This window comes from Clostridium sp. BL-8, from assembly GCF_002006495.1.
GTDB lineage: Bacteria > Bacillota > Clostridia > Clostridiales > Clostridiaceae > Clostridium.
Genome location: NZ_LZZL01000116.1, coordinates 1 through 13,770 on the forward strand (window position 1 = coordinate 1; position 13,770 = coordinate 13,770).

11 protein-coding genes are annotated in these 13,770 nt (G+C 31.0%); 1 reads left to right on the forward strand and 10 read right to left on the reverse strand.

Annotated features, from left to right (window positions below; all coding sequences use genetic code 11):
- Window positions 1-206: 206 nt before the first annotated feature.
- Window positions 207-1,562, reverse strand: a complete 1,356-nt coding sequence (locus CLOBL_RS24530; protein WP_077861407.1) for a putrescine aminotransferase — start codon at window positions 1,560-1,562, stop codon at window positions 207-209.
- A 374-nt stretch (window positions 1,563-1,936) separates the two neighbouring features.
- On the opposite strand from CLOBL_RS24530, the gene CLOBL_RS24535 reads away from it, so the two are divergent.
- On the forward strand, window positions 1,937-2,695 hold the full coding sequence (locus tag CLOBL_RS24535; RefSeq protein WP_077861408.1) for a helix-turn-helix transcriptional regulator: 759 nt from the start codon (window positions 1,937-1,939) through the stop codon (window positions 2,693-2,695).
- A 121-nt stretch (window positions 2,696-2,816) separates the two neighbouring features.
- On the opposite strand, the gene CLOBL_RS24540 is transcribed toward CLOBL_RS24535, so the two are convergent.
- The 9 genes from CLOBL_RS24540 to CLOBL_RS24580 all read right to left on the reverse strand — a co-directional run bounded on the left by CLOBL_RS24540 (window position 2,817) and on the right by CLOBL_RS24580 (window position 13,692).
- Entirely contained in the window at window positions 2,817-4,298 is a 1,482-nt protein-coding gene (locus CLOBL_RS24540; protein WP_077861409.1) for an aldehyde dehydrogenase family protein, read from the reverse strand.
- Window positions 4,299-4,393: 95 nt separating this feature from the next.
- Entirely contained in the window at window positions 4,394-5,767 is a 1,374-nt protein-coding gene (locus CLOBL_RS24545) for an amidohydrolase family protein (protein WP_077861410.1), read from the reverse strand.
- Window positions 5,768-5,796: 29 nt separating this feature from the next.
- Window positions 5,797-6,600, reverse strand: coding sequence for an ABC transporter permease (locus CLOBL_RS24550; RefSeq protein WP_077861411.1), 804 nt, complete (start codon window positions 6,598-6,600; stop codon window positions 5,797-5,799).
- A gap of 1 nt (window position 6,601) precedes the next feature.
- Window positions 6,602-7,465: an ABC transporter permease gene (locus CLOBL_RS24555; RefSeq protein WP_009171246.1), complete on the reverse strand. Its 864-nt coding sequence runs from the start codon at window positions 7,463-7,465 to the stop codon at window positions 6,602-6,604.
- 12 nt (window positions 7,466-7,477) lie between these two features.
- The gene (locus CLOBL_RS24560; protein ID WP_077861412.1) at window positions 7,478-8,605 is read right to left on the reverse strand and encodes an ABC transporter ATP-binding protein; all 1,128 of its coding nucleotides are present in this window, start codon (window positions 8,603-8,605) and stop codon (window positions 7,478-7,480) included.
- 111 nt (window positions 8,606-8,716) lie between these two features.
- A complete protein-coding gene (locus CLOBL_RS24565) occupies window positions 8,717-9,811 on the reverse strand; it encodes a spermidine/putrescine ABC transporter substrate-binding protein (RefSeq protein ID WP_077861413.1) in 1,095 nt (364 codons plus the stop codon).
- A 154-nt stretch (window positions 9,812-9,965) separates the two neighbouring features.
- On the reverse strand, window positions 9,966-10,313 hold the full coding sequence (locus tag CLOBL_RS24570) for a P-II family nitrogen regulator (protein ID WP_009171249.1): 348 nt from the start codon (window positions 10,311-10,313) through the stop codon (window positions 9,966-9,968).
- A 157-nt stretch (window positions 10,314-10,470) separates the two neighbouring features.
- On the reverse strand, window positions 10,471-11,232 hold the full coding sequence (locus CLOBL_RS24575) for a helix-turn-helix transcriptional regulator (RefSeq protein WP_077861414.1): 762 nt from the start codon (window positions 11,230-11,232) through the stop codon (window positions 10,471-10,473).
- Between the two features lie 294 nt (window positions 11,233-11,526).
- Window positions 11,527-13,692 (reverse strand): YhgE/Pip domain-containing protein, encoded by a 2,166-nt coding sequence (locus CLOBL_RS24580; protein WP_077861415.1) that lies wholly within the window; start codon window positions 13,690-13,692, stop codon window positions 11,527-11,529.
- Window positions 13,693-13,770: the final 78 nt, after the last annotated feature.

Here is a 13,770-nt window from a genome sequence, read left to right on the forward strand (position 1 = left end):
ATTTATCATTTAAATATTTTTTATCTAGTCGAATGAAGTTCACATTATAGACATACTCACCACTTTAACCTTAATAAATAAATCTTCCAAATATAAAAAAGATAGAACACTTATCTCTAAACATTCTATCTTCATTATACTTCATATTTTACAAATTTTATATCATTTCGCCCTATTATTTACAGCATTTTGCATAGTAATATATTTTATAAATTAAATTCCTTCTTTGTATCTTCTAAAGCTGCGCTCATTCTTTCAATTACATTATCCATATCTTCCTTAGAAATTACTGCTGCTGGTTCAAAACGAATGCATTTAGCATTTACTAGAGTTCCTGCTGTCATGACCCCTCTTTTGAACATTCCTTTAGCAACAGAATATCCGACTTCACTTTCACAAAATTCTACTGCAAGCATTAGTCCTGTTCCTCTTACTTCATCAATTACTTCAGGATATTTTCCCCATAATTTTTCTAATCCTGCTTTAAGATATTCTCCTTTTGCTTTACATTGTCCAGGCACATCATTTTCCAGCATGTATTTTATTGTTGCAAGTGCTGCTGAACAGCAGACTGGATTTCCTCCAAATGTTGGTGAACCTAACAACCACGGATTATCTATCAATTCTTGTACCCACATTTTAGGCTTACATATAATACCTGTTATTGGCATTATTCCGCCACCAAAAGCTTTACCAAAAGTCATTATATCAGGAACTACACCTTCTGCTTCACATCTCCACATAGTTCCTGTTCTACCCATACCAGTTTGGATTTCATCAAAAATCAATGCTACATCATATTCATCACATATTTCTCTAACTTCCTTTAGATAGCCTTCTGGTGGAATGATGATTCCTGCTTCACCTTGTATAGGTTCTAATATAACTGCTGCAACTTTTTCTCCAACAGCCACGAGATTTTTTATAGCTTTTCTCATATCATCTGCATTGCCATATTCAACATGCTGCACTTGCTGTACCATTGGTGAATACGGTATTCTGTAAGTACTTTTTCCTCCCATTGAAATAGCTCCCATTGACTTGCCATGGAAAGCTCCGACAGTTGAAATATACCATCTGCCGCCAGTAGCAATTCTTGCAAGCTTTAATGACATTTCTACTGCTTCTGCACCTCCATTTGTAAAGAAACAGTATTCCAAATCTCCCGGAGTAATATCTGCAACTGCTTTTGCAAGATATCCTCTTAAAGGATCTAATAATTCTTGTGAATGTAAAGCCTGATGATCAAGCTGTGCCTTTACAACATCAAGTATCTCATCATTTCTATGTCCGCATGTATAAATTCCAAAGCCGCCTAAACAATCTATAAATTCTTCTCCATATAAGCCTGTACAATATGCTCCCTTATCAGTCCATTCTACAACTGCCGCGTTTGTTGATACTGATTTTCTATATTTTAACCAGCCTGGACTCACATAATTATCAAAATAATTTACTGTATCTTTTGTTATTTTTTCTTTTTCCTCATTTGTCAGTTCATTACTTTTAATATATCCTATTACTTTTTTTAAATCCTCAATAACCTGTTCTTTTTGTGCCATAATCAGTACTTCCTTTCTAAAATTAAAATGGCGTATTATATTGATTTTTAAATCATTAATACGCCGTTGTATTCATATATTTCTTTTATTGATATTATTATAAAATAAATTAATCCTTGATTACAATTCCACTACGGTATGGTTATTGTATTATTTTAAAAGTATTTATACTACTTTATAAGTAGATTTTTTCTTACTTAATATCTGTTGATACTCACATTTAGTATAGTCACTATATATACAAGCATATTTAATTGTGATAAACTGTTTTTATTCTTTACTTTCCAAAATACATGTCATATATTTGTTTTATTTTTATATGACATCGTTTAACACTTTGCTTAAAAATTATATCATTACAGAGAGGTATTTTTATGCAGAACAATGAATTTCTCTTAATAAATAACATAATATATCAGATATATAGTATTTCTGATTTTGATACTATGAAAATTACATTTTTAAATTTACTTAAAATGTTGGTTCCAAGCACTGCCTCCAGCATATTAATGGCTGATCATACTAATTCAAAAAACTTACTTTGTGATCCAATTTGTGTACCTGAAGTTTACTCAGATACCGAAAAAAATTATCTTTTAAATGAAGATGACGATTATACCCGATGGATTATGTTAAGTGGACAATCTCTTCTCATTCGTGAAAGTGACTTAATGCCTGAAAGTGAGAGAATAAAAACAACACTATATAAAAAATGTTATGAACCTTTTGGACTTCATTATTCTTTACAATTAAATCTAGTATATAATGATGTTTTTCTAGGTGTGGTTACAATTTATCGTACTAAAGAAGAAGGGGATTTTACGTCTGATGAGATATTTCTAGTAAAAGCTTTTAGTGATCATTTAAATCTTAGTTTTTACAATCACTATACAAAAAATTCAAAAAATCCTTCCAGCACATCTTATTCAATAGCTGCTCTTGCTTCCAAATATAATTTAACCAATCGCGAATCCGAGATATTACAGCTTATTTTTGAAGATATGAATAATGATGAAATTGCTGAAAAACTATTTATAAGTGGATATACTTTAAAAAAACATATTCAGAATCTATATAAAAAATTTAATGTATCAACTAAATGGAATTTATTAAAATTTAGAGATAAATCATGAATAATATTATTTGATTATAAACTATTAAGGCAGCATAATATAATGAGTATTTTTATTAAAATCTCACCATATTATGCTGTCTTAATAATCTATTTTATGATTATGAAAAGTATATAATCTTTTAGTGTTCATACCAGCCTATTGGGCCTGGTGTTAAATTAATATTTATTTGTTTTATTTCTTGATATTCTTCTAAGCCATGGATACCTAATTCTCTTCCGTATCCACTCATCTTATATCCACCCCAAGGCGCTTCATTGAAAGTTGGATTGTAGCAGTTTATCCATGTGATTCCTGCACGAATTTCTTTTATTACTCTTAATGCTCTTGTTCCATCACAAGTAAATACTGCTCCTGCCAATCCATATATTGTGTCATTTGCTAAAGCTATAGCTTCTTCTTCTGTCTTAAAAGTTTGAATAGTTACTACTGGTCCAAAAATTTCTTCTTTTACAATTCTCATATCAGGTTTACAATTATCAAATATAGCTGGTCTAATATAATATCCTTCTGCACATTCACCTTCAGTATATCTCTCACCGCCACAAACTAAAGTTGCGCCTTCTTCTCTGCCTATTTCAATATATTTTAATACTGTTTCCATATGCTCTTTTGAAACTAGTGGTCCCATATCAGGATTATTTACTGGATTGCCTATAGTAATTGCATTTGCTCTTTCCGCAAGACGTGCTACGAATTTATCTTTTATAGACTCATCAATAATTATACGTGAGCCTGCTGAACATACTTCACCCTGATTAAAGAAAATACCAATCATAGCCCATTCTACAGCACCTTCAAAATCTGCATCTGCAAAAATAACATTTGGTGATTTTCCTCCAAGTTCTAACCCTACTTTCTTAAGATTACGAGCGGCTGCTTTAGCAATACTCTGACCAACTTCTGTACTGCCTGTAAAAGTAATCATATCTACATCATTGCTTTCTGCTATCTCCTGCCCTACAGTTCCACCTGACCCTAAGACTAAATTAACGCAGCCTTTTGGAAGTCCAACTTCATCAAATATTTCAAATAATTCAATAGTTGATAAAGGAGTGTTTGAACTTGGCTTAAATACGACACTATTGCCTGCTGCAATTGCTGGTGCTAATTTCCAAACCGCCATTAGAACTGGATAATTCCAAGGTGTTATCTGTCCACATACACCTACTGGCTCATGAACTGTATATGAATGCATCTGCCCAAAGCCATCATTTACATCATAAACGCCTCCATATGGTTTTGTTATTAACCCCGCATAATATCTAAAGCAGTGAATTCCATCATCAATATCGCCTTCTGCTTCACGAAGTGGTTTTCCATTATCTATAGTATCAAGCATTGCAAATCTATCTCTTTTTTCTGCTATTTTATCTGCAATTTGCAAAAGAATATCTGCGCGAGCCTGCGCATTCATTCTTCTCCATTCTCCTTTTCCATAAAAAGACTCTTTAGCAGCTGCAATAGCTGCTTTAGTATCTTCAACTCCACCTTCTGTTGTTTTAGCAATTACTTGTCCATTTGCTGGATTTATAACATCTCTTGTCTTTTTTGAAATTGCCTCCACCCATTCACCATTTATATACATCTTTTTAATTTCCATAATATTTTAACCTCCCAATTAATTTCACTTAAATTTTACAATCAACCTTTAGCACTTTACCAAACTCGTATATATATTTTTTATTAGTTTAATTCTTAATCCCATTTCCAAAATTCACATTTATCTTTAATAACATTTCCTGCATTTACATCTAAAACTTCTTTTCCCTTGACCGTCATAACTCCACTTATAAACACATATTCAATACCTTCTGGTCTTAAATCCGTAGACCCAAAACAAGGATACATAGCTTTATCTTCTATTAAGTCAGGGTCGAATATTAAAATATCTGCATCCGCGCCAACATCAATAATTCCTTTATTCTCTAAGCCTAGACGTTTAGCAGGCATATAAGTACATCTATTAATTGCTTCTATAAGGGTAAGCCTGTCCTGTTCTTTTACCATAGTCCTAAAGAATCTTGGAAAGGTTCCAGCATCTTGAGGATGGCCTGGAATTCCATTATCATACATTGTACCTGCATCTGTAGAAACCATCATATATGGTTTATCTAGAATTTCAAAAACCTCATGTTCTTTTCCTACCATACCTATTACCGTAGCTTCTGGATAATTATATCTAAGTTCCTCATATATTTCTTTTGATAATCTTTGTCCTCTGTATTTTCCTGTTCCTGCAATTAAACTGCTATAGTCACAGCCCCATTTCTCTATACACCCTTCATCAAAAACTGCACTTCCAATAGCTGTTGCAAATCCACTATATAAACCACTGTCAACTGATATATCTAGTCCTTCCTTCAAAGCCTCATCAATCATATGCAAAGCTTCAGCTGCCATTCCCATTCCAAATTGATAGACTAAGTGTGAAATATTTATAGCTGCTCCAGTCTTTCTTGCTATATCAATAGCTTCTCTCAAGGTTATAAGGCCTCCATAACAATCTGACCTTGTATGAATTGATACGAGTTTACCATACTTTGCTGCTATTTTTGCTAATTCTAAAACTTCCGTTTCAGAACTTCCTGGTACATATTCAAGTCCAAAAGATAACCCGCTAACACCAAAATCAAATGCTTCTTCAAGATTAGCTTTCATTATTTTTATTTCTTCCTTAGTTGATGGTCTATATCTATCATTGACCCCAGCCTGCTCTCTTAAGGTCGTATGTCCAATTTGTTCCACTTGATTAATTAGAAAATATTTATATTTATCATAAAACTCCTTGATATCTTTTGGAGACATTCCGCAGTTACCATTATAAACTGTAGTAACTCCCATTGCTGCCATCACTTTTGCACATTCTAAATTTCCTTCAACATGAGCATGAATGTCTATGATTCCTGGACATACAATTTTTCCTGTAACATCTAATTCAACGGTACCCTCTATATTTTCTCTTGTTATAGCACTTATTTTTCCATTTAAGATTCCAAGATTAGCTACAGTACTTTTTCTACGTTTTGGATCTATTATGGTACCGTTATTTATAACAAAATCATATTTCATATTAACCTCCATTTTATTTAGTTAACAGTTTACCCTTTAGCTTTTAGTCTTTTAACTTGAAAGGCAGTATTCACAGCAATAATTGCAATAGTAATAACCATTATTACCGTAGACAAAGCATTTACTTCTGGAGTTACTCCCGTCTTTACCATTGAAAAAATCTTAAGGGGAAGGGTCATACTTCCTGGTCCTGTTGTAAAAAAGCTGATTACAACATCGTCAATAGATAATGAAAAAGCTAACATTGCCCCTGATAAAACTCCTGGCATTATTAGTGGAAGAGTAATTTTCCAAAAAGTAACCATACGATTTGCTCCTAAGTCCATGGCTGCTTCTTCTAAAAATTTATCAAAGCCAGCAAGCCTTGCTCTGACTGTTATTACTACAAAAGGTATGCTAAAAGTAATATGAGATAAAATTAAACTTATAAGTCCTAAAGGAATACTTAATGCAGAATATATAGAAAGTAATGCAATTCCCAAAACTACCTCTGGTATTACTATAGGAATATATAATAACTTATCTATTATTCCCCTTCCTTTAAATCTATATTTATTTAATCCAATAGCACCAATAGTTCCTATAACAGTTGAAACAGTTGTACTTGCAGCCCCAATAATTAATGTGTTTGCAAGGGAATCCATCAAAGCTCTATTTTTAAAGAAACTTCCATACCATTGAAGGGTGAAATTTTCGAAAACAATATTCAACTTTGAGGTATTAAATGAAAAAACTATTACATAGAAAATAGGAAGATATAAAAATAAAAAAACAAGACCAATATAGACATTTTTTAATACTCCAGATATTCTTTTCTTCTTTGCTTTTACCATTTTACATCCCTCCTAAATCATCCATACTACCGCCTGATTTTTGATACAGCCATACGAGAATCAATGTAATTATTATTAAAAAGATTGAAATAGCTGAACCTAGAGGCCAGTTTCTTGCAGTTATAAATTGATTTCTGATAATGTTTCCAATTACTTGAGTCTTGCTGCCTCCAAGTATATCTGTAACAAAGAAATATCCCAGAGATGGAATAAAAACTAAGATGCTTCCTGCAAATATTCCAGGCATTGTAAGTGGCAATGTTACTCTGCAAAATGCAGCTGCTGGCTTAGCTCCTAGGTCACTGCAAGCTTCTAACAAAGACTTATCTAATTTTTCAATTGAACTGTATAAAGGCAAAATCATAAATGGCAATAACATATATACTAGACCAATCATAACTCCTGTAGTATTGTATACTAACTCAAGAGGCTGATGAATTAATCCTAATTTTAATAACAATGAATTTAGAATACCATCTTTACGAAGTATATTAATCCATCCAAAAAGCCTTATTAAAGAGCTTACTAAAAACGGTACTATTACCATTGCCATAAAGACAGTCTTTTTTATAGTTGTCTTTTGAGCTATAAAATAAGTGAATGGATAAGCAACCAATATGCATATTATAGTTGTAAAAATTGAAATCAAAAGTGATTCTCCAAATACCTTTAAATAAAGCGGATCAAAGACCTGTTTAAAATTATTTAATGTAAATCCGATTTTAACTCCACCATTTGGATCTTTAAGCATGAAGCTCATAACAAAAACATAAATAAATGGGATAGCTACAAGTAAAATCATCCATGCTGAAACTGGTCCTACTGTAGTAACAAGCGGTAAATTTATCTTCTTTTTATGATTCATCTAACTACCCCCTTACTTTAATTGATTCTCTGCTGTAAATACAGGATTATCTATAACACTAAAAACTTCCTGACTTGGAGACTTAATTACAACTGCATCTTCTTTTTCCCAATAAATATATACCTCTGAATCTACTGACATCAGCTCTATTTTGGGATTGGTGTTCATCTTCACTTCCATTCCTGTAGGAAGCAAAATGATTGTCTTATTTACATTCCCAATATAAACATGTTCTTTCACCTTTCCAACAAGGGTAAACCCATCAATTGGTGCTTTAGATAATTTAATATTTTCTGGTCTTACTAACACATAAATTATTTCATTATCATTTATTTGTGAACCTAACGTGCTTACATTACCGCTCTCTACCTTTACCTCTAGTGCATTATCTTCTCTCTTTTTTGCAACTCCATAGAATAAGTTTGACTCTCCAATAAAGTCTGCTACAAATTTAGATTTTGGTTTCTCATATATTTCTTTTGGAGTTCCTATCTGTTCAAGATTTCCACCACTCATAATTGCAATTCTATCGCTCATAGTAAGTGCTTCTTCCTGATCATGTGTTACATAAATAAAGGTAATCCCTAATTTTTTTTGAAGTCTCTTTAATTCAAACTGCATCTGTTTCCTTAGTTTTAAATCCAAAGCTCCTAAAGGTTCATCTAATAACAAAACCTTAGGTCTGTTTATAAGAGCTCTTCCTATAGCAACTCTTTGCTTTTGCCCACCTGACAACTGATCAGGTTTTCTATTTTCAAAACCAACCAATTGTACTAATTCAAGCATTTCTATAACACGTTTTTTTATTTCTTTCTTGTTTACCTTCTTTATGGATAACCCAAACGCTAAGTTATCATAAATAGTCATATGAGGAAATAATGCATAATTTTGAAAAACTGTATTTACTTCACGATCATAGGCTTCCGTATTTTGAATTTCCTCACCTTCTATATAAATATTTCCGCTTGTAGGTGTTTCAAAACCAGCTATCATTCTTAAAGTAGTAGTTTTACCACAACCTGAAGGTCCAAGCATAGTTAAAAATTCACCTTTTTTTATATCAATAGCTAAATCTTTAACTACATAATTATCTCCATATTTTTTATTTATATTATCTATTTTTACGATAACCTCAGACATTTCATCCCCTCCAAAGTTTATAAATTCTTATTAATAAAAATAACAAGTCAGGTCTTTAATAACTATTTAATAAAATAACCTCCTAATTACTTGTTATTTCATTAAATATGTCTAACCTTTAAATTTAGTCCAGATATCAACTATTTTTGATACATTATCTCCTATATCAACTAAACCTTGGCTCTTCTTTAATTCTGTTTCAGGAATATTTTCCATTATATTATTCTTATAGTCATCTCCTAATACATCTTTAGCTGCTTTATTTGGATTTACATATGGGAAGTTTTTAGAAATAGTTGCACTTACCTGTGGATCTAAAATATAATTCATGAATAAATCTACATTCTCAGGATTCTTTGCGCCATTTGTTTTCATCATCATATCAAAAGTGAAATATATTCCTTCTGATGGATATACTACTTTAATCGCTGGATTTTGCTCTGCTGCTAATGCACATTCACCACCATATACAAGACCTAAAGAACATTCACCATTTAATAATAAGGTTTTCGGACTATCCCCATTAAAGGCATGAATATTTGGTTTTAACTGTGTTAAATAATCTTCTGCTTTCTTTAAGCCTTCATCACTTGTATCGTTTATTTTATAGCCATTTTCCATTAATGCAATACCAACAATTGGTCTTGCATCTTCAACGACAACCATTGAATCTTTATATTTAGGATCTAACAAATCTTTATATGAGGTTATATTATCTTTAATTTTATCTGTATTAACTGCAATTAAAATGCTTGTACCTAAATACGGAATGCTATATTCATTTTTAGGATCATTAGCTTCATGTAAATATTGTTCATCAAGATTTTTAAAATTATCTATTTTACTAGTATCTACTTTCTGAATTAAATCTTGATCTTTTAAGGTTTTAATATCTTGTGCAGGTCCAATGATCATATCATACGTTCCTTTTGCTCCCGAATTCATCTTAGCAAGCATTTCATCTGGATCAGAATATGTGGTTAAATTAACTGTAACTCCATATTTATCTTCAAAACCTTTTACTACCTCGTCTGGTATATATTCTGACCAAGTAATAACGTTTAATTCTTTACTTCCACTTTTCTCACTAGAATTACTGCTGTCAGAAGAATTTTGGTTGTTTGAACCACATCCTGCCAAAATTGTTGCTGCTATAGTCCCAACCATCATAATTGCCATAAACTTTTTTAAGCTTCCCTTAATCATAAAACTTCACTCCTTAAATAAATATTGCTTATTATCCTTATGCCTTCTTGCTATTAGTCAATTATATTTTCATGTACTTAAACATTAATTTTTAATTAAAAAATGCATAAAGATATCTGTATCTTTATGCACCCTTGCATTTAAAAATATATAATTATAAAGCTTTGACTCCTCTTTCACCAGTTCTTATACGAACAGCTTGTTCTATGTTTCGAACAAAAATCTTTCCATCTCCAACGTTACCGGTGCCAACCTTGTTTATTACTGCTAAGAAAATGTCTTCTAATATATTATCTTCTACTACCGCCTCAACCTTAATTTTAGGTAATAAATTTATATTAGTCTTTAAGCCTTTAATTTGATTAACTCCATCTAAAGAGCCTCTTTGAGTTCCACATCCCATGGCAGTTGAAATCGTCATTCCGCCACAATGATACTCATCTAAAATACTTTTAACAATCTCTAGCTTTTCAGGTCTTATGATTAGCACTATTTCCTTCATAAAATCACCCCCAAGTTATTAAATTATGTGAAAAATTATTATAATCAGTTAATTACTTCTTGTGAATAATATACTATCAAAATGTTTTTATAACAATTGTCCAAAAACACCATTTTAATTATACTTTTTGATATATATATACTTATAAAGTAGTATGTTATTCTTTCTCTTTAACCATTTTAAATAGCTGAACTCTGTTTTTTATATTTAATTTTCGATAGATATTAAGTATATGTTTTTTTAAAGTGTTGCTGGTAATGCATAATTTATCACTAATATCATTATTTCCTGTACCATTCATAAGTTCCTTTAAGACAGCCTCCTCTCTTTTTGTTAAATTATAGGTTATTACACATTGTGAAAGGGTTATTTTCTCATCATTCAATGAACTTTTATTTAAGTCTTGATATAATCTAAATGCCATATGTTCCTTTATAATATCTAAAATAAAAGAATCTTCATATGTATAATCCTCTCTCCCCTTTAATCTAAAAAAACATACTACTCCTATAAACTGATTCTTATATGCTAATATCATGTTTAAAGTATGGTGCCAATTATTAGGTGCAAAATATATTTTATAATATTCTGTCTGCACTCTTTTTTCTTCTGAAATAATATCACTTTCTCTATATACTTTGCTTTTTCCTCCAAACATCAATCCCCTGCTATAATCTACGCTATCATATTTATCCATGTAGTTTTCATCACTTTGGGGTTTATAATTGTAAAAAACCGGATTAGTTAGGACATGGCTATTTAACTCTGATGCAATATAAAAATCAGCACTATCAAAATCTAGAATAAGAGCCATCTGAGTAAGAAAATTTTTTCTCATGGTCATTGAATCCTCAATAGAATTAATTTGATATACTATATTATTAATAACCATCCAGTCATTTGTTTCTAAACTTTGCACCTTTTATCCCCCCTCTTTACTTTCTAATCACAAATTTGTAAATATGATAAAAAATAAAGGCATATGTAATCAATTAAATTCATTATTACATATACCTCTTTGCACATTATTTTTTATTAATTCCATTTTACTATTGCAAAATTTCCATTTCAATATTATCATTTGATTATTTTTTATACCACATCTACTCCTTTTTAAGTAGATAATATTATTTAGGAAAAGACTGTTACAAAAACAATAATTATTATTTAGGCTTTTAGACCTAAACTGTTGCTTTTTTACTGAGATTTATTTTTATTCTCCAACTAACCCGCTTTCCTTCATCTTACTAATGAACTTTTCTGATTTCTTATTTACCTTTTCCTTTAGAAATACAGCAATTATTATGGATATGAAAAAATATATAGCTAAAATTCCTGTATCATAACATAAAGAACTCCAAACAATTCCCCCTTCTGCCTCTCTCATGCCTCCTATAGCATAAGTAAAAGGCAGCATTGGACTTATATTTTGAAAAAATCTAGGTGTAAGCTGTATGGGAAAAGTTCCTCCTGAAGCAGAAACTTGAAGTACCATTATAATAAGTGCTAAGGCTTTACCAACGTTTCCAAATACAGAAACCAAAGTATAGATTATCATGCTAAATACCAAGCCTACATAAAGAGAAAATATTGAAAATATTATTGGACTTACAGCATAAGTTTTAATGAAAATAAGGTTTCCTAAAACAATAATAAAAGTTTGAAGTAGTGAAAGAGTAGCAATAGTTAAATACCTGCCGAAAAATTTTTTAGTTGTTCCTAACTTCTTAACTCCTTCTAACTTCTCTACATGTGTAGATAATATAGAAAGCAATGTAAAGCCGCCAACCCAAATTGCAAGAGTGCTATAGAAGGGAGTCATAGCAGACCCATAATTGGGTATAGGAAATATTCTGTTTTGTACAAGCTCGATTGGATTTGCTAAAAAATCACTTACATTCTCCGGATTTTTTTGTAGGAGGCTTGCAAGTTCATTAAATTTTTGATCGTCATCTAAATTTTTAAACCTTTCAACATTGCTGTGGATTATATCCTCTGCATTTGGGAATTTATCTTTAATATTTTTAATTTCAGCTCCTCCAAGGTCCGTACCAATATCAGCATCTTTTAGTAAATTACTTATGAGAGGAATATTGTTTTTTGCACTTTCCAAAAGTGTTAATGAATTATTCGCCATAGCCGTAGTATTATCTATCAAGTTATTTATTTCTGGGGAAATAACATTGTCAAAATTACTTATTGAGTCATCTATAAGCTGTGAGGTTTTATCTATATTTTGTATTAAGGAATTTACTGCATCAGAAGAAAGCTTATTACCATTACTTAGTGCAGCTGCTAAAGCATCTAAACTTAATTTATTTTGAACTAGTTGATCTCTAAGATTTTCTATTTTGCTTATAAAATTAGACAATATATCACTATGTAAAATATTATTTACAGACTTAAGTACATTTATATCATTGTTAATAAGAGCTATTGCACTATTTATATTATCAGTTGCAGATTTTAAATCATCCTGCTGATCTTTAACCGCTGTATCTATAGAATTATTAATCCTGTTAAGATTATTTTTAGCTGCTTCTCCATTAGCCTTTACTTCAGCTAAATCTGTTTTTATGTATGGAGATATGCTTTTTATTGTATTATTAAACGTACTAAAAAAATCATTACTAGATTTAATTACATTTTGCGCATCATTAAGTGAATTAGTTATGTTAGGTATATTCTCTCGAAGATTTTTTATGAACTTATTCATATCTACAGCTCCATTATAGGCATTATCTATATTTTCACCAATTTGAGGAAGATTACTATCTATATCACTTAATATATTCATAAACTCTTTTAGCTCTGGTTTAAGCTGTTCTAGTACAATACCATACGCACTCATATAATTAAGCACTGCATTGCTTACTTCTTCAGTAACAGAACTGGTTATTTCGCTTTGCAAAGTGGTTAGTCCACTTTTTGTGATCTTAGGAGCTATAGCATTGATTTTTTCGTTAACTGAATAAATTAAATTAGCCTTATTAGGCTCTCCACTTACTGCCAAAGAGAGAAGATCGTTTGAAAAATCTTCAGGCATTGTTATACTTGCATAGTACCTTCCATATTTCACTCCACTTTCTGCCTCATTTTGATCAACAAAAGTCCAGCCAATGCTTTCATTATCCCTTAGTTTATCAATTACTTCATCACCAATATTAATTTCCATTCCTTTAAATTCAGCACCTTTATCATTATTTACTACCGCCACTAACAAACCTTTAGTATTTCCATAAGGATCCCAGGAAGCTATTATGTTAATCCATGCATACAATGCTGGTACCAAAAGAAGCCCCGCTATTATACACATAAGAGGAATATTCGTTATTATCCTTTTTATATCTCTTTTATAGATTTTAAATATTGTACTCATAAACTTTTGTATACTTCCCTTCCTAAGGCACAATCAAAAAAATAACAGACCAGTATGCTTGCCTATTTTGTGTCATAC

What these genes read in the sequence shown, in the direction of transcription:
- CLOBL_RS24530 (WP_077861407.1), bottom strand. Translation starts at nt 1,562, where the DNA reads ATGGCACAAAAAGAACAGGTTATTGAGGATTTAAAAAAAGTAATAGGA.
- CLOBL_RS24535 (WP_077861408.1), top strand. Translation starts at nt 1,937, where the DNA reads ATGCAGAACAATGAATTTCTCTTAATAAATAACATAATATATCAGATA.
- CLOBL_RS24540 (WP_077861409.1), bottom strand. Translation starts at nt 4,298, where the DNA reads ATGGAAATTAAAAAGATGTATATAAATGGTGAATGGGTGGAGGCAATT.
- CLOBL_RS24545 (WP_077861410.1), bottom strand. Translation starts at nt 5,767, where the DNA reads ATGAAATATGATTTTGTTATAAATAACGGTACCATAATAGATCCAAAA.
- CLOBL_RS24550 (WP_077861411.1), bottom strand. Translation starts at nt 6,600, where the DNA reads ATGGTAAAAGCAAAGAAGAAAAGAATATCTGGAGTATTAAAAAATGTC.
- CLOBL_RS24555 (WP_009171246.1), bottom strand. Translation starts at nt 7,465, where the DNA reads ATGAATCATAAAAAGAAGATAAATTTACCGCTTGTTACTACAGTAGGA.
- CLOBL_RS24560 (WP_077861412.1), bottom strand. Translation starts at nt 8,605, where the DNA reads ATGTCTGAGGTTATCGTAAAAATAGATAATATAAATAAAAAATATGGA.
- CLOBL_RS24565 (WP_077861413.1), bottom strand. Translation starts at nt 9,811, where the DNA reads ATGATTAAGGGAAGCTTAAAAAAGTTTATGGCAATTATGATGGTTGGG.
- CLOBL_RS24570 (WP_009171249.1), bottom strand. Translation starts at nt 10,313, where the DNA reads ATGAAGGAAATAGTGCTAATCATAAGACCTGAAAAGCTAGAGATTGTT.
- CLOBL_RS24580 (WP_077861415.1), bottom strand. Translation starts at nt 13,692, where the DNA reads ATGAGTACAATATTTAAAATCTATAAAAGAGATATAAAAAGGATAATA.